We start from the raw sequence: 17,423 nt of genomic DNA on the forward strand, positions 1-17,423 counted from the left end.
CTTCTTCAGCAGAAAAAACCTGAGGGGTGACTGACTGCGGGGCGCACTTTACAAGCCTTTTCCTTATAGTTCAACGCCCTAGTGAAAAAAAAGCCTCGCAATGCGAGGCTTTTTATCTACAGGCGATCTGATGATCAGTTGAAGACGATTTCGTCCTCCTGCACCGAGGCCGTAATCGTTCCCCCAGGCAAGAAGCCCCCGGAGAGGATCAACTGCGCCAACGGGTTCTCGATCCAACGCTGGATCGCCCGTTTCAGCGGCCGGGCACCATACACGGGGTCGTAACCAACCGCGATCAGCTTGTCCAAGGCCTCGTCGCTCAGCACCAGACTCAACTCACGCTCCGCCAGACGGCTACGCAGGCGGCCCAGTTGGATCTGGGTGATACCGGCGATCTGGTCCCGTGCCAAAGGTTCGAAAATCACCACTTCGTCCACCCGATTGATGAACTCCGGACGGAAGTGCGTAGAGACCGCGTCCATCACGGCTGCGCGTTGTGCCTCACGATCCCCCACCAGTTCCTGGATCTGGGCAGAGCCCAGGTTGGAGGTCATGACGATCACCGTATTACGGAAATCGACCGTGCGTCCGTGGCTATCCGTCAGCCGGCCATCTTCCAGAACCTGCAGCAGGATGTTGAACACATCCGGATGCGCCTTCTCCACCTCATCCAGCAGGATCACCGAATACGGCTTACGACGCACAGCTTCGGTCAGATAGCCACCCTCCTCGTAACCGACATAGCCCGGAGGTGCACCAATCAAGCGCGCAACGGAGTGTTTCTCCATGAACTCGGACATATCGATCCGCACCATGGCCTCTTCAGTATCGAAAAGAAACTCCGCCAGAGCCTTGCACAACTCCGTCTTACCGACCCCGGTCGGGCCAAGGAACATGAACGAGCCGCTTGGCCGGTTCGGGTCGGACAATCCTGCACGAGAGCGCCGTACTGCGTTGGCTACCGCCACGACAGCCTCGTTCTGGCCGATGACCCGCTGGTGCAACAGGCTTTCCATCTTGAGCAGCTTGTCACGCTCGCCTTCGAGCATTTTCGATACCGGAATGCCTGTCCACTTGGACACCACTTCGGCGATTTCTTCCTCGGTGACCTTGCTGCGCAGTAGTTGGTTTTCGCTGTGGCCATGCTGGTCGACCATCTGCAGGCTGCGCTCCAGATCCGGGATCACCCCGTACTGCAACTCGGCCATGCGGTTCAGATCGCCCTTGCGACGAGCGGCTTCCAGCTCCTGACGCGATTGCTCGATCTTCTGCTGAATCTGGGCAGAGCCTTGTACTTCAGCTTTCTCTGAAGTCCAGACCTCTTCAAGATCGGCATATTCACGCTCCAGGCGAATGATTTCTTCCTGCAGCTTCTCCAACCGCTTGATCGCGGCCTCATCGTCTTCCTTCTTGAGGGCCTGGGATTCGACCTTCAGTTGAATCAAGCGTCGCTCCAAGCGGTCCAGCACCTCCGGCTTGGAATCGATCTCCATGCGAATACGGCTGGCCGCCTCATCGATCAGGTCGATGGCCTTGTCCGGCAACTGCCGATCGGTAATGTAACGATGGCTGAGCTTGGCAGCCGCGATGATCGCACCGTCGGTGATGGCCACCTTGTGATGCACTTCATAACGCTCTTTCAAGCCACGGAGGATCGCGATGGTGTCTTCCTCGCTAGGCTCGTCCACCAGCACTTTCTGGAAGCGCCGCTCAAGAGCCGCATCCTTCTCTATATATTGACGGTACTCGTTGAGAGTAGTGGCACCGACGCAGTGCAACTCCCCCCGGGCCAGGGCAGGCTTGAGCATATTGCCTGCATCCATCGAGCCCTCGCCCTTGCCAGCACCGACCATGGTGTGCAGTTCGTCGATGAACAGGATGACCTGCCCCTCCTGCTTCGACAGTTCGTTAAGCAATGCCTTGAGGCGCTCCTCGAACTCACCGCGATATTTGGCACCAGCAATCAACGCCCCCATATCCAGGGACAGCAGACGCTTGCCTTTCAGGCCATCCGGCACTTCACCGTTGATGATCCGTTGGGCCAGCCCCTCGGCAATGGCCGTTTTACCCACGCCTGGCTCGCCGATCAGCACCGGATTGTTCTTGGTCCGGCGCTGCAGCACCTGGATCGTACGGCGAATTTCATCGTCACGACCGATCACAGGATCGAGCTTGCCGTCTTCGGCACGCTTGGTCAGGTCGACGGTGTACTTGTCCAGCGCCTGGCGCGACTCTTCGACGTTGGCGTCATTCACCGCCTCGCCACCGCGCAGGTTGTTGATGGCATTCTCCAGGGCTTTCTTGCTCACGCCCTGGCCCAGCAGCAACTTGCCAAGCTTGCTGTTCTCATCCATGGCCGCCAGCAGCACCAACTCGCTGGAAATGAACTGATCGCCTTTCTGCTGGGCCAGGCGATCGGCCTGGTTGAGCAAGCGCGCCAGGTCCTGGGACATGTTCACGTCGCCAGTGGGGTTCTGGATCTTCGGCAGTTGGTCGAGCTCTTTGCTCAGTTCCTTGCGCAGGCTGTTGACGTCGAAGCCCACCTGCATCAACAAAGGCTTGATGGAACCGCCCTGTTGTTCAAGCAGAGCCTGCATCAGGTGCGCCGGCTCGATGGCTGGGTGGTCGAGGCCAACCGCCAGGGATTGAGAATCGGATAAGGCCAGCTGTAGCTTGCTGGTTAATCGGTCTATACGCATTAGTCACCTTCCTTTTGAGCAGGCCGGAGCGATGGACACACCTAAATAGAGAAACCTGCCAGATGATTCTCTAGATGCGGTCGATTCTGGGAGATTCAAGCGCCAGTTGCTTGACGCAAGTCAGATTAGTCTAGCGCTCGAGCCAGACGAGGGAAGCAAAACGCCCGGTACGCGAACTGCGCCGATAGGAGAAGAAGCGCGGGTCGCTGACGGTGCAATAACCACCGCCATAAACAGCCGTGACGCCACGGGCCGCCAGGCGCAGGCGGGCCAGTTGGTAGATATCGGCCATGAAGCGCCCGGCATTGATGCTCGGCACGAAGGCCTGCTCGGCCTCGGCCAGCTGGGCGACGAACACTTCACGCACTTCGGCGCCCACTTCAAAACGCTGCGGACCGATGGCCGGCCCCAACCATACCAGGACCTCAGAAGCTGGCACGTCCAAATGATCGAGCGTGGCTTCCAGCACCCCGGCAGCCAGCCCACGCCAGCCGGCATGAGCGGCCCCGACCCGGGTTCCGGCGCGATTGCAGAAAAGCGCCGGCAGGCAGTCGGCGGTCATCACCGTACAGGCAATACCTGGGGTCGCGGACCAGCTGGCATCGGCGGTTGCAACCACGGCCGGATCGGCGTGGGCCACCGCGACACCGTGCACCTGCTGCAGCCAGGCCGGGGCCATGGCGAAGCGTTCAGTGAGGCGACGACGGTTTTCGGCTACCGCTTCAGGATGATCGTCAACGTGATCACCCAGATTGAGACTGTCGAACGGCGCCAGGCTGACGCCGCCCTCACGGGTGGTAACACAGGCTTTGACTCCAGCCGGCGCTGGCCAGTCGGGAATCAGCCAGTCATTCATCCGATGAACGCCTCGCGGTCTTGCTTGAGCAGCGACAGCAGCCAGACGAAGTCTTCCGGCAACGGCGACTCCCAGCTCATGCGCTTACCGGTGGTCGGGTGGTCCAGTTCCAGGAAACGTGCATGCAGCGCCTGGCGCGGGAAGTTCTTCAATGACTCGACCATGGTCGGGCTGGCTGCCGGAGGAATGCGGAAGCGGCCGCCATATGCCGGGTCCCCCACCAACGGGAAGTTGATATGGGACATATGCACCCGGATCTGGTGGGTACGACCGGTTTCCAGCTTGACCCGCACATGAGTGTGGGAACGGAAACGCTCCAGCACTCGGTAGTGACTGACGGCAGGCTTGCCGCCTTCCATCACCGCCATGCGTTGACGTTGCTGGCCATGGCGCCCGATCGGGGCATTGATCTTGCCACCGGCGGTCACGACACCGATCACGATGCACTCATAGATGCGGCTGACGGTACGGCTCTGCAGTTGGGCGACCAACTGCGTCTGGGCCTGAATGGTCTTGGCCACGACCATCAGCCCGGTGGTGTCCTTGTCCAGGCGATGGACAATACCGGCCCGTGGCACATTGATGATGTCGGGGATGTGATGCAGCAGGGCATTGAGCAAGGTGCCATCAGCATGGCCAGCAGCCGGGTGCACCACCAGGCCGGCAGGTTTGTTGATCACCAGGATGTCGTCGTCTTCATAGACGATGTCCAGCTCGATGTCCTGAGCGACCCATTCACCCTGGGCTTCCTGCTCGGCAGTCAACTCAAGGACGGCACCGCCGTGCACGATATCCCGCGGGCGAAGTACCGCCCCATCCACGGTCAGTCGACCGTCTTTGATCCAGGCGGAAAGGCGCGAACGCGAATGTTCGGCGAATAGTTGGGCGGCGACTTGATCGAGGCGTTGACCGCCCAGTTCGGACGGCACCTCTGCGCGAAGTTCAATTTTATCGGACATGCTCGGACTGGGGGTCGGCACAGCCTTTGGTTTCGGCTGCGCGCTTGTGGTTAAATACGGCGTCTTTTGCCCCGAGGCTTTCAACGGGGCGCTCATCATAACAGGACGGCCCCGCCCAAGACAGCGGCCGTCATAGGGACGCAAGCCGCTATGCAAGTGAAACACCTGCTGCTGATCGCCATCCTCGCACTGACTGCTGCTTGCTCATCGAAGGAAGTCGTTGACGAAAACCTGAGCGAAGTCGAACTGTACCAGCAGGCGCAGACCGACCTGGACAACCATAGCTACACCAGTGCCACCTCCAAGCTCAAGGCCCTGGAGTCGCGCTATCCCTTCGGTCGCTATGCCGATCAGGCACAGCTCGAGCTGATCTACGCCAACTACAAGAATGCCGAGCCAGAAGCCGCCAAGTCGGCTGCCGAGCGCTTCATTCGCCTGCATCCCCAACATCCGAACGTGGATTACGCCTACTACCTCAAGGGCCTGACTTCGTTCGACCAGGACGTGGGCCTGCTGGCGCGCTTCCTGCCGTTGGACATGACCAAGCGCGACCCGGGTGCCGCTCGCGACTCCTACAACGAGTTCGCCCAACTCACCAGCCGCTTTCCCAATAGCCGCTACGCACCGGATGCCAAGCAGCGCATGATCTACCTGCGCAACCTGCTGGCCTCCTATGAAATCCACGTAGCCGACTACTACCTGACCCGCCAGGCGTACGTTGCCGCAGCCAACCGTGGCCGCTACGTCGTCGAGAACTTCCAGGAGACCCCTTCGGTAGGCGATGGCCTGGCGGTCATGACCGAGGCCTATCAGCGCCTGCACCTGGATGAACTGGCAGCCACCAGCCTGGAAACCCTGAAGCTCAACTACCCGAACCACCCAAGCCTGGTGGATGGCCAGTTCGTACCGCGGGTAGCCGAAGCTGACAACCGCTCCTGGCTGAGCAAGGCCACCCTGGGCCTGATCGAGTCCCGCCCACCGCTGCCACCGGGAGAAACCCGCGCCAACCAGGACATCATGAAGCAGTACCAGGATGCCAAGGACGCGATTCCCGCAGAACTCAAGTCCAAGAATGGCAATAGCGATGCTATCGAGGAAGAAAACCACGAAGCCGAAGGCAACAACAGCGACCGCTCCTGGTTCAGCTACATGACCTTAGGCGTGTTCGACTGATTGCTGACACTGGCGCAGTCCAAATAAAGGGAGACTTGAAGTCTCCCTTTTTCATGTCCCGAGTTTCATAGGCCTGTGCGCCCGGCAAGCGCTTGGCTAAACTGCCGTATCTTCCCCTACTAAGCTGGTCACCATGGTTCGTCTACTGTTCTGGATAGCTCTGATTGCTGCTGCGGTATGGTTCTGGCGCAAATTCAAGCGGCCCGATTCGGCCCCTCGTGCATCAAGTGAACCCACTACCACGCCCATGGTGCGTTGCGCCCATTGCGGCGTACACCTGCCACAGGATCGGGCGTTGAGCCTGTCGCAACAGTGGTACTGCAGCCAGGCACACCTGGAACAGGGGCCAGGCAGCCAAGACCGCTGACTCTACCGGCCCTGCCCTACCGGTGCAGGGCCATCGCCCTCCCACGCCAGAACAATTGGCGACAAAAAACTCTCCCCCCCCAGCCCCTTCGACGGCAGGCTTCAGCGCCCGGGCTTACAACGCCTCCGGACGGTTACAGGCCTCGCCCAACGTATCCCGATCTCCCCGCTCCTGCCCCACGGGGCCTAGACTTCAACTCTCGGGCTACCGGCATCGTCGCCTCCCGCTTCTTTTCATGGATGAAATCGCAACTGTCATGAACTCACGGCAAACGGTGCTGGTGGCCGATGCAGCCAGGGCTCCCTCCCACTCAGACCTGTTGACAGGAGAGTCATCGGCCCTAGCCGGCTTGAACCGCCAGATCGCCAAGCTGGCCTTCAGCTTGGCAGCGGTCTACATCAATGGAGAGTCCGGTAGCGGCAAAGAGCGGGTAGCCCGCCTGATCCACCAACTGGGCCCCAGGGCCCGACAACCGTTCATTGCCCTGAACTGCGGCGCCATTCCTGCCGACCTGGTGGAGAGCGAGCTTTTTGGGCACTGTAAAGGCAGCTTCAGCGGCGCCTTGGCCGACTATCCCGGTTTATTCCAGGCGGCCAACGGTGGCACCTTGTTCCTCGACGAGATCGCTGAGCTTCCTCTAGCCATGCAGGTAAAACTGTTACGGGCCCTACAGGAAAAGTCCGTGCGCCCTGTTGGCAGCCATACGGAACGAGCGGTCGACGTGCGGATTCTATGTGCCACCCATCAGGACCTGAAGGTCCTGGTAGAACGTGGCCAGTTTCGCCAGGATCTCTACTACCGCCTGAACGTCATCCAGCTACAGGTCCCGGCCTTGCGCGAGCGCCGTGGCGATATTGCCCTACTGGCACGCCAGATCCTCCAGCGCCTGGCCGCCGGTAGCGGTCAACCGATACTCGAGCTGCATCCACAAGCGCTACAAGCTCTTGAACAATATGACTTTCCTGGCAACGTGCGCGAACTGGAGAACCTGCTGGAGCGGGCCCATACCCTTTGTGAAGGCCCACGAATAGAGCTGGCGGACTTGCACTTGCCCATCACCGAAAGCGTCAGAGGATCCTCCGAGCAACCTCTGGCGACCTACGACCTGGTGCAGCATCTGCTCCAGGTCGAACGCCATCTATTGCTCCAGGCCCTGGAGAAAACCCGCTGGAACCGCACCGCCGCCGCCCAGCGTCTGGGCCTGTCGTTCCGCTCGATGCGATACCGCATGAAGAAACTAGGATTGGAGTAGAGCCCGCTGACTAGATTCGACCTGCGGGGTCGTACGGCGCCGGATCGATGATCGGTGGATTGCCCAGCAACAAATCGCAGAACAGCTGGCAGGAAGCCGGGGCCAGGACCAAACCGTTGCGGTAGTGCCCGCAGTTGAGCCATAGCCCCTGGACCCCGGGCACCGGGCCGATGAAGGGAATCCCTTCGGGAGACCCTGGACGCAGTCCAGCCCAGTGCCCAACCACCTCGGCATCCACCAGGGCCGGGACCAACTCGACAGCCGAGCTCTTGAGGCTCTCCAGGGCCGAAGCCGTCGGAGTCTTGTCGAACCCCTCATGCTCCAGGGTGCTCCCCACGAGAATGTGCCCGTCACGCCGTGGAATGGCATAACGCCCCTTGGCCAGGACCATGCTGGACAGGAAGTCGGATGCGCATTTGTACAGGATCATCTGCCCCTTGACCGGCTCCACCGGCAGCTCCAGGCCGAGACCGGCCAGCAACTCACCGCTCCAGGCCCCGGCACACAGCACCACCTGGTCCGCCGTCACTTCACCCAGAGAGCTATGCACCCCCACCACACGTTGTTCGTCACGAATAAAACCCGTAACAGTGCAGTGCTCATCGATATGCACATTAGGCAGGGCTTGCAAGGCAGCCTTGAGGGACTTGACCAACCGTGGATTGCGCACATTGGCTACGTTGGCCATGTAGATCGCCTGCTGGTAGCCCTTGCCCAGCACCGGTACGGCATCATGTACCGCCGAGGTATCCACCCGGCTCAACGGACGACCTTCGTGCTGGGCCCACTCCAGGGCCTGGGCCTGATCCTCCAGGTCCAGCCAGTAGAGTCCGGTGGTATGCACTTCCGGATCGATACCAGTAGCGCCGAACAATTGCCGCGCCAACTGTGGATAAAAATCCTGGGACCAGTGGGCCAGGGCGGTGACTGCCGGGCTGTAGCGCCAGGGATAGAGCGGCGAAACGATTCCACCACCGGCCCAGGACGACTCTCGCCCCAGGTCCGAGCGCTCCAGAAGCCTCACCTGCTGACCCTCGGAAGCCAGATTGAAGGCAGTGAGCAAGCCAATGACTCCTCCCCCCACCACCAGCACTTGCTGCTTAGCCATAGTTCGATCCAATCATGAGAAAGACAACAAAGATCCCAGATCTCTGGAGGGTTGCTCAGCGTCCCCAGCAATCCTTCGTGGTCAGGCCTTCAGCCTGATTGCTGAGGCCAATGGCACCGGCCTGGTCGATGGTGAAGCTGCCACATTTGTCTGCGGCCATCAGGCCATCGGCCTTGGGTTGCGCAACCAGCGAAAAAGTCGTGTCGGTCAAGGTTGCAGCAATGCTGTAGTAATCATTTCCCAGGCTAAGGTCTGGAGCATTGCTATAGACCCCGGACTTGGAGTGATAGCGTTCGAGCTGTTGCGCCTGCTCGCTCAGCAGCACAGCAATTTCACTGCGGTGCGGTTTCTTCATGTATTCGGTGATGCTGGGAAGGCTCAGGGTGAGCACCAGGCCAATGATCGCAATCACGATCATGACTTCGATCAGGGTAAGACCCTGGTTGGATCTGCGCATGGTCAAGAATCTCGCTTACTGAATTTGTCGCCACAGGATACGACGCCCATCCATCGGTAGGTTTCCTACCGCATTACCGACGCTCTCAGGGAATCTGCTACGGGTCTCATGGGTGTCCGGTTCCGGCTCGGCCTTGCTAAAAGCCCGGCCCGCTGGTCCACCCTCACCGGCATCGCTACTCCCCGTTGCCGCAGCGCCGAGCATCTTACCGCTGAACACGTCCACCTCGGTCAATTTCCCACGATCCACGTCCGGCACATGTGCATAAATGCTCTCCAGGACACTTCGCAAAGGCCCGGAAAATCCGACAGCGGTCACTCGAAACAGGAGCACTGGGCGGCTCACAAGAAGCTCGACTACCGGCTCCCGGGCTACCCCCAGGTTCTGCACGCGGTAGTAACCCTCTTTCGTCGCTATCCACTGCCCTCCACCCCCCATGATCTCTGGAGGCGCGCATTGCAGGAAGTTGCCACATGGCGCCAGGACATGACCGCCTCGCCGCACTGCGCCTTCCCCCTCCCTCAAGGCCGTTTCGGCAGACTGGAAGGCGCGATTGTACAGGGCCAGGCTGGCAGCCATCTTCTCCTGCAGCAGGGCATTGTGCATGGCTGAAAGGCCAATCATCGTCAGCAATGACAGGAATACCAGGCTGGTCAAAAGCGCCATGCCGCGCTCCTTGGCACTTGTACAGACAACGGCAGTCATCACGGCAGTCTGTTACGTAGGGCCGCCACCACCGTGAAACGCTGCGCACGGACAGCCGCGCCAGGAGCACCCAGCGTCAGGCTCAACCTGACGCTGCGTATACGCGCCGGATCCTGCGGATTACGACTGTAGTAAGACGCCAAGCGTGCAGTGGCCGAATGGGCCAGGCCAAAACTCACATCGAAGGCCTCGACATTATCCAGCAACACCACTTGCTGCTGGCCCAGTCCGCTGCCCAGTAGCAGTTGATGGCTCTTGAACCGGTAGAACAATCGACGCAGGGCAAATACCTGCTGCCCTTCAGCGCCTTTGTGTACTCCTGAATAGGCCACCGCACTCGTCCGACAATCAGTCACCAGGCTCCAGGTCGGTGCGCTGCCCACCTCCCCGATATCGACGGTCACCAGGCTCAATTTCTGCTCGGCACGGCTCCACTGGATCGGCGCCGACATATGCCGGGAGAACGAACCGCCGGTACTGGCATCCTCAATGGTTCGCAAGCAGCCGGAAAACCCCACCATGCGAATCTCTTGCAGCATCTTGCCCAGGACAAAACGCGCCTCCTCCTGCTGGTACGCCGACGCCCCCTGGCTCATGTAGGTGCTCTTGGCTGCAATGAACACCTGGACGGCCCCCAGTACCAGAACCAGGCTCAAGAGCAGCGCCAGCATCATCTCCACCAGACCAAATCCCGGGCTTGGATGACTCATTGGGCACCTCCCGCTTCTGCCGACAACTTGCTGCCCAGCAGTAGGCTGCGCTGGGTGCCCGAAGCCCCGGCGGCACGTGAGTCATCCCAGGAGATACGGACGCTATGGACGCCGCGTTCAAGATTGATGCTGCCCTTGGCACCCGGCCCGCCAAAGCTTGCAACGTTGCTGGCAAAGTCATTCAGGTCCTGGTCCCGAATATTGTCTCTATGCTCATCGCCGCGGCTAGCCACCGTGTAATCCGCTCCAGCATTGGCCCTGATCCGGTCGAGCATGTCATAGGCGATGAAGCTGGCCTGGGTGCTCATCCGGGCACTGTCGGTGTACTGCAAAGCCTTGAGTTGGACCAACGCCGCTCCCAACAAGCCCAAGGCCAGGATCGAGAGCGCCACCAACACCTCCACCAGGCTCGTGCCGGCCTGTGCATATCGTTGCCCCATTGCCCCTCCGCTCATCGACACAGCCACGACCAATATCGTCATTGCCTGAGGTTAGTCCCGGAGTCATCGCTGGAGCGGCATCTGGAACAACCGGCAATACAATGCAGCCAACTCGACAAGTGCGTCCCAGAGCAGGCGGTGCAAGAGCGGGTAGCGAACGATGAAACCCTTTGTAGGGATTCATGAGGGAGCTCAAGGCGCAGCGCGGCTATAACCAGCCATAAGTCCAGGCAGCTATGTGAAAACCTGCCTGTGGATTTCGCAGAGCCGCCACTTCCAGGGAGGAGAATACTGTGCACGAGAGAGGTTTCAGCTTGATCGAGCTACTGACCGCACTGGCGCTGCTGGTGTTACTGCTACCGCTTTCCAGCACCACGTTCAGTGAACTGCTGTCTTCGAACCGGCAACAGGATGCTGCACGAACCCTGGCCAGCGATCTGCGCAACGCCAGGGCCGCAGCGATTCAGCATCGCCACACGACACTGGTCCATGCCATGGGCGGAGGCTGGAGCCAAGGCTGGAGAGTCATCCTGGACATCAGCGGCAAAGGGGCAAAAGATCCGGAGAACCCACTGATCATGGAGCGCCGGGGCACAAGAGGAATCGCAATAGAGGGCAACCGCCCGGTGCAGGATTTCGTGCGCTTCAGCGCCATGGGCAGCCCACTGCTACCAACGGGAGCCTTTCAGGCTGGCACGTTGCATATCTGCCAGAGGGCCCGGGAAGGCAGCCTCTATCAGGTAGTGTTATCGCGCAGTGGCAGGATCAGCCTGCGCGATGAAATCATCGAACAGGCTTCATGCACATCCCCTGGCTGATCAGAGCAGAGAACGGACCCGCAGTTCTTTGGGCATGGAGAACGTGATGTTCTCTTCGCGACCGGCGAGCTCGTCGGCGCCCGTCGCCCCCCAAGCCTGGAGCTGCTGGATTACACCACGCACCAGGACCTCCGGAGCCGATGCCCCTGCGGTGATGCCAATGCGCTCGACACCCTCGAACCAGTTGCGCTGCAGATCCTCGGCACCATCGATGAGGTAGGCCGGAGTCGCCATGCGCTCGGCCAACTCGCGCAGGCGGTTGGAGTTGGAACTGTTGGGGCTACCCACCACCAACACGACGTCACACTCGTCGGCCAGCTGCTTGACCGCATCTTGCCGGTTCTGCGTGGCATAGCAGATATCATCCTTGCGCGGCCCGCCGATGGCTGGGAAACGCGCCCGCAAGGCATCGATCACGCGGCTGGTGTCGTCCATGGACAAGGTGGTCTGGGTCACGAAAGCCAGGCGATCGGGGTTCTGCACCTGCAGCTCGGCCACATCCTTCTCATCCTCCACCAGGTAGATGGCGCCACCGTTGCTGGAGTCGTACTGCCCCATGGTGCCCTCGACCTCAGGGTGGCCAGCGTGGCCGATAAGAATGCACTCTCGACCATCGCGACTGTAGCGCGCCACTTCGATATGCACCTTGGTCACCAACGGACAGGTGGCGTCGAACACCTTGAGGCCGCGGCCGGCAGCTTCGCTGCGCACGGCCTGGGATACGCCGTGGGCGCTGAAGATAACAATGACGTCATCCGGCACCTGATCCAGCTCTTCGACGAAGATCGCTCCACGATTGCGCAGGTCTTCGACGACAAATTTGTTGTGCACCACTTCATGCCGGACGTAGATCGGCGGCCCGAAGACTTCCAGGGCGCGATTGACGATTTCGATCGCCCGGTCCACGCCGGCGCAGAAGCCACGGGGATTGGCGAGTTTGATTTGCATGCTGTGCCTCGTGTCTTGCGCGCAAGAAGTTAGATCGTTGTAGACAGCGGATCGCCGGCAAGCCGGCTCCTTAAGAATAGGAGACGACCTGCCGGCGATGCTTTAAAGCGCTTTGACGTCGATAATCTCGACATCAAAGGTCAAGGTCTTGCCAGCCAGCGGGTGGTTGAAATCAACGGTGACCTGGGCTTCATCGAAGCTTTTGACCACGCCGGGCAACTCAGTGTTCGCCGCGTCGTTGAAGATCACCAGCAACCCCTCCGACAGCTCCATATCCTGGAACTGCGAACGTGGAATGACTTGTACGTTCTGCGGGTTGGGCTGGCCAAAGGCGCTTTCCGGCTCGATGGTCAGGTTACGCTTGTCGCCAGCCTTGAAGCCGAACAGCGCCGCCTCGAACCCCGGGAGCAGGTTGCCATCGCCCACCTTGAAGGTCGCAGGAGCCTTGTCGAAGGTGCTGTCCACCGTATCGCCGTTCTCCAGGCGCAATGCGAAGTGCAGAGTGACTTCGGTGTTCTGGCCGATGCGTTGCCCAGCCAATGCCTGTTCAGTCATGAACGGTTTCTCCGGTTTTCTTGCTCTTGAACATATCCAGGGCCAGCATCACGGCACCGACGGTAATAGCGCTGTCGGCGAAGTTGAATGCCGGGAAGTACCAGCGGTTCTGCCAGTGCACCAGGATGAAATCGATCACATGACCCAGGACGATGCGGTCATACAGGTTGCCCAGGGCACCACCCAGCACCAGGGCCAGGGCGATGGCCAGCCAGGTCTCACCCCGGCCCAGGCGCTTGAGCCAGACCACCAGCACCGCACTGACCACGATGGCGATCAGGGCGAACAGCCAGCGCTGCCAGCCCGAACCATCGGCCAGGAAGCTGAAGGCGGCACCGGTGTTGTAGGCCAGGGTCCAGCTGAAGTAGTCGGGAATCACCACGATCTGCTGGTACATGGTCAGCGAGTTTTCGAAGTGCAGCTTGCTGACCTGGTCAATGACCAGGACCAGCACGCTCAGCAACAGCCAGCCCAGACGACCGAAACGGCCTGCGGCATTAGGCATAGTGACGGACCTCGCCTTCACCGCTGATGTTATCTACGCAGCGACCGCAGATTTCCGGATGCTCAGGGTGGACACCGACATCTTCACGGCAGTGCCAGCAACGGGCGCACTTGGCGAAGCTCGACTTGACCACTTTCAACTTGAGACCGCTGACCTCAGTGGCCACTGCGTCCGCCGGCGCCTGCGCAAGAGGCGCGACACTGGCGGTGGAGGTGATCAGCACGAAGCGCAGTTCGTTGCTCAACTTGGCCAGGTCGGCCGACAGTGCGTCTTCGGCATACAGTGTCACTTCGGCCTGCAGGTTGCCGCCTACCGCTTTCGCAGCACGCTGGTTCTCCAGTTCCTTGTTGACCGCGACCTTGACCGCCATGATCCGCTCCCAGTAGGCACGGTCCAGTTCGAAGCCTTCCGGCAGCTCGCTCAGTCCTTCGTACCAGGTATTGAGCATCACCGACTCGTTGCGCTCGCCCGGCAGGTACTGCCACAGCTCGTCGGCGGTGAAAGCCAGGATCGGCGCGATCCAGCGCACCAGCGCCTCGCTGATGTGGAACAGCGCGGTCTGGCAGGAGCGACGGGCCTTGCTGTCGGCGCCGGTGGTGTATTGGCGGTCCTTGATGATGTCCAGGTAGAAACCGCCCAGCTCCTGCACGCAGAAGTTGTGCACCTTGGAGTAGACGTTCCAGAAGCGGTATTCGCCGTAGTGCAGCTCCAGCTCACGCTGCAGCAGCAAGGTACGGTCCACGGCCCAGCGGTCCAGGGCCAGCATGTCTTCGGCTGGCAGCAGGTCGGTGGCCGGATTGAAACCGCTCAGGTTGGAAAGCAGGAAACGCGCGGTGTTGCGGATCCGCCGGTAGGCGTCGGCACTACGCTGCAGGATCTGGTCGGATACTGCCATCTCGCCAGAGTAGTCGGTCGCCGAGACCCACAGGCGCATGATGTCGGCGCCCAGGGTGTTGTTGACCTTCTCCGGCTCGATGGTATTGCCCAGCGACTTGGACATCTTGCGCCCGCTTTCGTCCACGGTGAAACCATGGGTCAGCAGTTCGCGGTACGGCGCATGGCCGTCGATGGCGCAGCCGGTCAGCAAGGAGGAATGGAACCAACCGCGGTGCTGGTCGGAACCCTCCAGGTACAGGTCGGCGCGCGGACCTGTGGCGTGACCGATATCGTGGGAGCCGCGCAGCACGTGCCAGTGAGTGGTGCCGGAGTCGAACCAGACATCCAGGGTGTCGGCGATCTTGTCGTACTGGCCGGCTTCATCGCCGAGCAGCTCGGCGGCGTCCATCTTGAACCAGGCCTCGATGCCTTCCTTCTCGACGCGCTTGGCCACTTCTTCCATCAGCTCGACGGTGCGCGGGTGCAACTCGCCGCTTTCCTTGTGCAGGAAGAACGGAATCGGCACGCCCCAATTGCGCTGGCGGGAAATGCACCAGTCCGGACGGTTGGCGATCATCGAATGCAGGCGCGCCTGGCCCCAGGCCGGCACGAACTGGGTGTTCTCGATAGCCTGCAGGGCACGTTGGCGCAAGGTATCGCCAGCAACCGGCTGCTTGTCCATGCCGACGAACCATTGCGCAGTCGCGCGATAGATCAGCGGGGTCTTGTGACGCCAGCAATGCATGTAGCTGTGGCTGATGGTCTCGGTGTGCAGCAACGCACCGACTTCGCTCAGTTTGTCGACGATGGCCGGGTTGGCCTTCCAGATGAACTGGCCGCCGAAGAACTCCAGGGAAGGCGCATAGACGCCATTGCTCTGGACCGGGTTGAGGATGTCGTCGTTGACCATGCCGTAGCGCTTGCAGGTCACGAAGTCGTCTTCACCGTAGGCCGGCGCGGAGTGGACCACGCCGGTACCGGCGCCCAGCTCTACGTAGTCGGCCAGGTATACCGGCGACAGGCGGTCGTAGAACGGATGACGGAAATTGATCAGCTCCAGGGCCGAACCCGGGGCAGTCGCGATCACCGAACCTTCCAGGCCGTAACGGGCCAGGCAGGACTCCACCAGCTCCTCGGCCAGGACCAACAGGCGCTCACCGGTATCCACCAGGGCGTAGTTGAACTCCGGGTGGATGTTCAGAGCCTGGTTGGCCGGGATGGTCCACGGGGTGGTGGTCCAGATCACGATGGCCGCGGGCTTGGCCAGCTTGGCCAGGCCGAAGGCAGCGGCCAGTTTGTCCTCGTCGGCGACCGGGAAGGCCACGTCGATGGTGGCGGACTTCTTGTCCTGGTACTCGACTTCCGCCTCGGCCAGGGCCGAACCGCAATCGAAGCACCAGTTCACCGGCTTGAGGCCCTTGAACACGAAGCCACCCTTGACCATCTGGGCCAGGGCACGGATTTCACCGGCCTCGTTGGCAAAGTTCATGGTCTTGTAGGGGTTGTCCCAGTCGCCCAGCACGCCCAGGCGGATGAACTCGACCTTCTGGCCCTCGATCTGCTCGGAGGCGTAGGCGCGGCACAACTCGCGGGTCTGGTCCGAGGACAGGTTCTTGCCGTGGGTCACCTCGACCTTGTGCTCGATCGGCAGGCCATGGCAATCCCAGCCCGGCACGTACGGAGCGTCGAAGCCCGACAGGGTCTTGGAACGGATGATCATGTCCTTGAGGATCTTGTTCAGCGCATGACCGATGTGGATCTTGCCATTGGCGTAGGGAGGACCATCGTGCAGAACGAACTTTGGACGGTCCTTGCCAATCTCGCGCAACTTTCCGTACAGGCCAATGCTGTCCCAACGCTGCAGAATCTGTGGTTCGCGCTGAGGCAGGCCGGCCTTCATTGGGAAGGCGGTGTCCGGAAGGTTTAACGTGGCTTTATAGTCGGTCATTTAAGGCTCTTCATTAGCGATTGGCGCTATGGATACGTGCCACTTGGGCACGGGCGGCGGCAACATCCGCATTGATCGCCGTCTTCAACGCCTCCAGGGAGGCGAAACGCTGCTCTTCACGCAGCTTATGGTGGAAAACCACCGTCAAACGCCGGTCATACAGATCGCCGGCAAAATCTAAAAGATGAACTTCCAGGTGGGCCTTGCCATCACCTGCGACCGTGGGGCGGACGCCGATATTGGCAACTCCCGGCCAGGCCTTGCCATCGATGTCGACACTGACCAGGTAGACCCCGGAGAGCGGTACACGACGACGCTTCAATTGCACGTTGGCCGTGGGCGTACCCAACTGGCGCGCCAGTTTCTGGCCATGCAGGACCCGACCGGCAATCCGGTACGGGCGACCGAGCAAGCGTTCGGCCAGCTCGAAATCAGCGGCAGCCAGTGCATTGCGGACCTGGGTACTGCTGATACGCAAGCCATCGAGTTCAACAGTCTGGGCCGCCTCGACGGTAAACCCGTGGGTCACGCCCGCCTGCTGCAGGAACTCGAAGTCGCCCGCCCGATCACAACCAAAACGGAAGTCGTCGCCGACCTCCAGGTGCTGTACCCCCAGGCCATCCACCAGGATCCGCTCGACGAACTCGCTGGCACTGAGCTTGCTCAGGCGCTGGTTGAACGCCAGGCACAGGACCCGGTCGACCCCTGCCTGAGCCAGCAACTGCAACTTGTCGCGCAAGCGTGCCAGGCGTGCAGGTGCAGACTCGGGAGCGAAGAACTCTCGCGGCTGTGGCTCGAAAATGACCACACAGCTGGGCACGCCCAGTTCAAGCGCACGCTCACGCAGTCGACCCAGGATAGCCTGGTGACCAAGGTGAACACCGTCGAAGTTGCCAATAGTGGCGACGCAGCCCCGATGCTGGGGGCGCAGATTGTGAAGGCCTCGAACCAGCTGCATAACGCGCTTCTTGCTCATAAAGTGGCCGATTATAACCACACCGGGCGGCTGACGACAGGCAGCACCACACCCCAAAGTGATCGAACCGA

Annotated in this window: 16 protein-coding genes and 1 pseudogene; 4 read left to right on the forward strand and 13 right to left on the reverse strand. The window is 60.8% G+C overall.

Going from position 1 to position 17,423, the window contains the following annotated elements; all coding sequences use genetic code 11:
* Positions 1-134: 134 nt before the first annotated feature.
* From clpB to rluD, 3 genes are all read right to left on the reverse strand, one after another.
* Entirely contained in the window at positions 135-2,699 is a 2,565-nt protein-coding gene (gene clpB / locus I9018_RS27780) for an ATP-dependent chaperone ClpB (RefSeq protein WP_068580965.1), read from the reverse strand.
* Between the two features lie 130 nt (positions 2,700-2,829).
* Entirely contained in the window at positions 2,830-3,555 is a 726-nt protein-coding gene (gene pgeF / locus I9018_RS27785; RefSeq protein WP_241108041.1) for a peptidoglycan editing factor PgeF, read from the reverse strand.
* Entirely contained in the window at positions 3,552-4,514 is a 963-nt protein-coding gene (gene rluD, locus I9018_RS27790) for a 23S rRNA pseudouridine(1911/1915/1917) synthase RluD (protein ID WP_068580971.1), read from the reverse strand. Before rluD ends, pgeF begins: the two co-directional genes overlap by 4 nt.
* A gap of 150 nt (positions 4,515-4,664) precedes the next feature.
* On the opposite strand from rluD, the gene I9018_RS27795 reads away from it, so the two are divergent.
* From I9018_RS27795 to I9018_RS27805, 3 genes and pseudogenes are all read left to right on the forward strand, one after another.
* Entirely contained in the window at positions 4,665-5,687 is a 1,023-nt protein-coding gene (locus I9018_RS27795) for an outer membrane protein assembly factor BamD (RefSeq protein WP_068580973.1), read from the forward strand.
* 133 nt (positions 5,688-5,820) lie between these two features.
* The gene (locus tag I9018_RS27800; protein ID WP_083235883.1) at positions 5,821-6,054 is read left to right on the forward strand and encodes a PP0621 family protein; all 234 of its coding nucleotides are present in this window, start codon (positions 5,821-5,823) and stop codon (positions 6,052-6,054) included.
* Positions 6,055-6,373: 319 nt separating this feature from the next.
* Positions 6,374-7,306, forward strand: a pseudogene (locus I9018_RS27805) (sigma-54 dependent transcriptional regulator); the annotation flags it as partial.
* A gap of 10 nt (positions 7,307-7,316) precedes the next feature.
* On the opposite strand, the gene thiO reads toward I9018_RS27805, so the two are convergent.
* The 5 genes from thiO to pilV are packed head-to-tail and all read right to left on the reverse strand — an operon-like array spanning position 7,317 to position 10,726.
* Positions 7,317-8,414, reverse strand: a complete 1,098-nt coding sequence (thiO, locus tag I9018_RS27810; protein ID WP_241108042.1) for a glycine oxidase ThiO — start codon at positions 8,412-8,414, stop codon at positions 7,317-7,319.
* 55 nt (positions 8,415-8,469) lie between these two features.
* Positions 8,470-8,871, reverse strand: coding sequence for a type IV pilin protein (locus tag I9018_RS27815; RefSeq protein ID WP_068580979.1), 402 nt, complete (start codon positions 8,869-8,871; stop codon positions 8,470-8,472).
* Positions 8,872-8,886: 15 nt separating this feature from the next.
* Positions 8,887-9,537 (reverse strand): PilX N-terminal domain-containing pilus assembly protein, encoded by a 651-nt coding sequence (locus tag I9018_RS32815; RefSeq protein WP_346780096.1) that lies wholly within the window; start codon positions 9,535-9,537, stop codon positions 8,887-8,889.
* 38 nt (positions 9,538-9,575) lie between these two features.
* Positions 9,576-10,286, reverse strand: coding sequence for a pilus assembly protein PilW (locus I9018_RS27825; RefSeq protein WP_241108043.1), 711 nt, complete (start codon positions 10,284-10,286; stop codon positions 9,576-9,578).
* Positions 10,283-10,726: a type IV pilus modification protein PilV gene (gene pilV, locus I9018_RS27830; protein WP_241108044.1), complete on the reverse strand. Its 444-nt coding sequence runs from the start codon at positions 10,724-10,726 to the stop codon at positions 10,283-10,285. The genes I9018_RS27825 and pilV overlap by 4 nt, the downstream gene beginning before the upstream one ends.
* 293 nt (positions 10,727-11,019) lie before the next feature.
* Here pilV and I9018_RS27835 point away from each other — a divergent pair, with 293 nt between their 5' ends.
* Positions 11,020-11,544, forward strand: coding sequence for a GspH/FimT family protein (locus I9018_RS27835; protein ID WP_068580991.1), 525 nt, complete (start codon positions 11,020-11,022; stop codon positions 11,542-11,544).
* Here the strand turns inward: I9018_RS27835 and ispH are convergent, their stop codons facing one another.
* From ispH to ribF, 5 genes are all read right to left on the reverse strand, one after another.
* Positions 11,545-12,492 (reverse strand): 4-hydroxy-3-methylbut-2-enyl diphosphate reductase, encoded by a 948-nt coding sequence (gene ispH, locus I9018_RS27840; protein ID WP_124347354.1) that lies wholly within the window; start codon positions 12,490-12,492, stop codon positions 11,545-11,547.
* 102 nt (positions 12,493-12,594) lie between these two features.
* Complete coding sequence (gene fkpB / locus I9018_RS27845; protein WP_068595631.1) at positions 12,595-13,047, reverse strand: FKBP-type peptidyl-prolyl cis-trans isomerase; 453 nt, start codon at positions 13,045-13,047, stop codon at positions 12,595-12,597.
* The gene (gene lspA / locus I9018_RS27850) at positions 13,040-13,552 is read right to left on the reverse strand and encodes a signal peptidase II (protein WP_124347353.1); all 513 of its coding nucleotides are present in this window, start codon (positions 13,550-13,552) and stop codon (positions 13,040-13,042) included. The genes fkpB and lspA overlap by 8 nt, the downstream gene beginning before the upstream one ends.
* Positions 13,545-16,376 carry an isoleucine--tRNA ligase gene (ileS, locus tag I9018_RS27855; protein ID WP_241108045.1) on the reverse strand — a complete coding sequence of 944 codons (2,832 nt, stop codon included), beginning with the start codon at positions 16,374-16,376 and terminating at the stop codon, positions 13,545-13,547. Before ileS ends, lspA begins: the two co-directional genes overlap by 8 nt.
* Positions 16,377-16,389: 13 nt before the next feature.
* Positions 16,390-17,334 carry a bifunctional riboflavin kinase/FAD synthetase gene (gene ribF / locus I9018_RS27860; RefSeq protein WP_164487309.1) on the reverse strand — a complete coding sequence of 315 codons (945 nt, stop codon included), beginning with the start codon at positions 17,332-17,334 and terminating at the stop codon, positions 16,390-16,392.
* Positions 17,335-17,423 lie beyond the last annotated feature (89 nt).

The sequence above is a fragment of the Pseudomonas sp. MPFS genome (assembly GCF_022537035.1).
Classification (GTDB): domain Bacteria; phylum Pseudomonadota; class Gammaproteobacteria; order Pseudomonadales; family Pseudomonadaceae; genus Aquipseudomonas; species Aquipseudomonas sessilinigenes.

What these genes read in the sequence shown, in the direction of transcription:
- clpB (WP_068580965.1), bottom strand. Translation starts at nt 2,699, where the DNA reads ATGCGTATAGACCGATTAACCAGCAAGCTACAGCTGGCCTTATCCGAT.
- pgeF (WP_241108041.1), bottom strand. Translation starts at nt 3,555, where the DNA reads ATGAATGACTGGCTGATTCCCGACTGGCCAGCGCCGGCTGGAGTCAAA.
- rluD (WP_068580971.1), bottom strand. Translation starts at nt 4,514, where the DNA reads ATGTCCGATAAAATTGAACTTCGCGCAGAGGTGCCGTCCGAACTGGGC.
- I9018_RS27795 (WP_068580973.1), top strand. Translation starts at nt 4,665, where the DNA reads ATGCAAGTGAAACACCTGCTGCTGATCGCCATCCTCGCACTGACTGCT.
- I9018_RS27800 (WP_083235883.1), top strand. Translation starts at nt 5,821, where the DNA reads ATGGTTCGTCTACTGTTCTGGATAGCTCTGATTGCTGCTGCGGTATGG.
- thiO (WP_241108042.1), bottom strand. Translation starts at nt 8,414, where the DNA reads ATGGCTAAGCAGCAAGTGCTGGTGGTGGGGGGAGGAGTCATTGGCTTG.
- I9018_RS27815 (WP_068580979.1), bottom strand. Translation starts at nt 8,871, where the DNA reads ATGCGCAGATCCAACCAGGGTCTTACCCTGATCGAAGTCATGATCGTG.
- I9018_RS32815 (WP_346780096.1), bottom strand. Translation starts at nt 9,537, where the DNA reads ATGGCGCTTTTGACCAGCCTGGTATTCCTGTCATTGCTGACGATGATT.
- I9018_RS27825 (WP_241108043.1), bottom strand. Translation starts at nt 10,286, where the DNA reads ATGAGTCATCCAAGCCCGGGATTTGGTCTGGTGGAGATGATGCTGGCG.
- pilV (WP_241108044.1), bottom strand. Translation starts at nt 10,726, where the DNA reads ATGGGGCAACGATATGCACAGGCCGGCACGAGCCTGGTGGAGGTGTTG.
- ispH (WP_124347354.1), bottom strand. Translation starts at nt 12,492, where the DNA reads ATGCAAATCAAACTCGCCAATCCCCGTGGCTTCTGCGCCGGCGTGGAC.
- fkpB (WP_068595631.1), bottom strand. Translation starts at nt 13,047, where the DNA reads ATGACTGAACAGGCATTGGCTGGGCAACGCATCGGCCAGAACACCGAA.
- lspA (WP_124347353.1), bottom strand. Translation starts at nt 13,552, where the DNA reads ATGCCTAATGCCGCAGGCCGTTTCGGTCGTCTGGGCTGGCTGTTGCTG.
- ileS (WP_241108045.1), bottom strand. Translation starts at nt 16,376, where the DNA reads ATGACCGACTATAAAGCCACGTTAAACCTTCCGGACACCGCCTTCCCA.
- ribF (WP_164487309.1), bottom strand. Translation starts at nt 17,334, where the DNA reads ATGCAGCTGGTTCGAGGCCTTCACAATCTGCGCCCCCAGCATCGGGGC.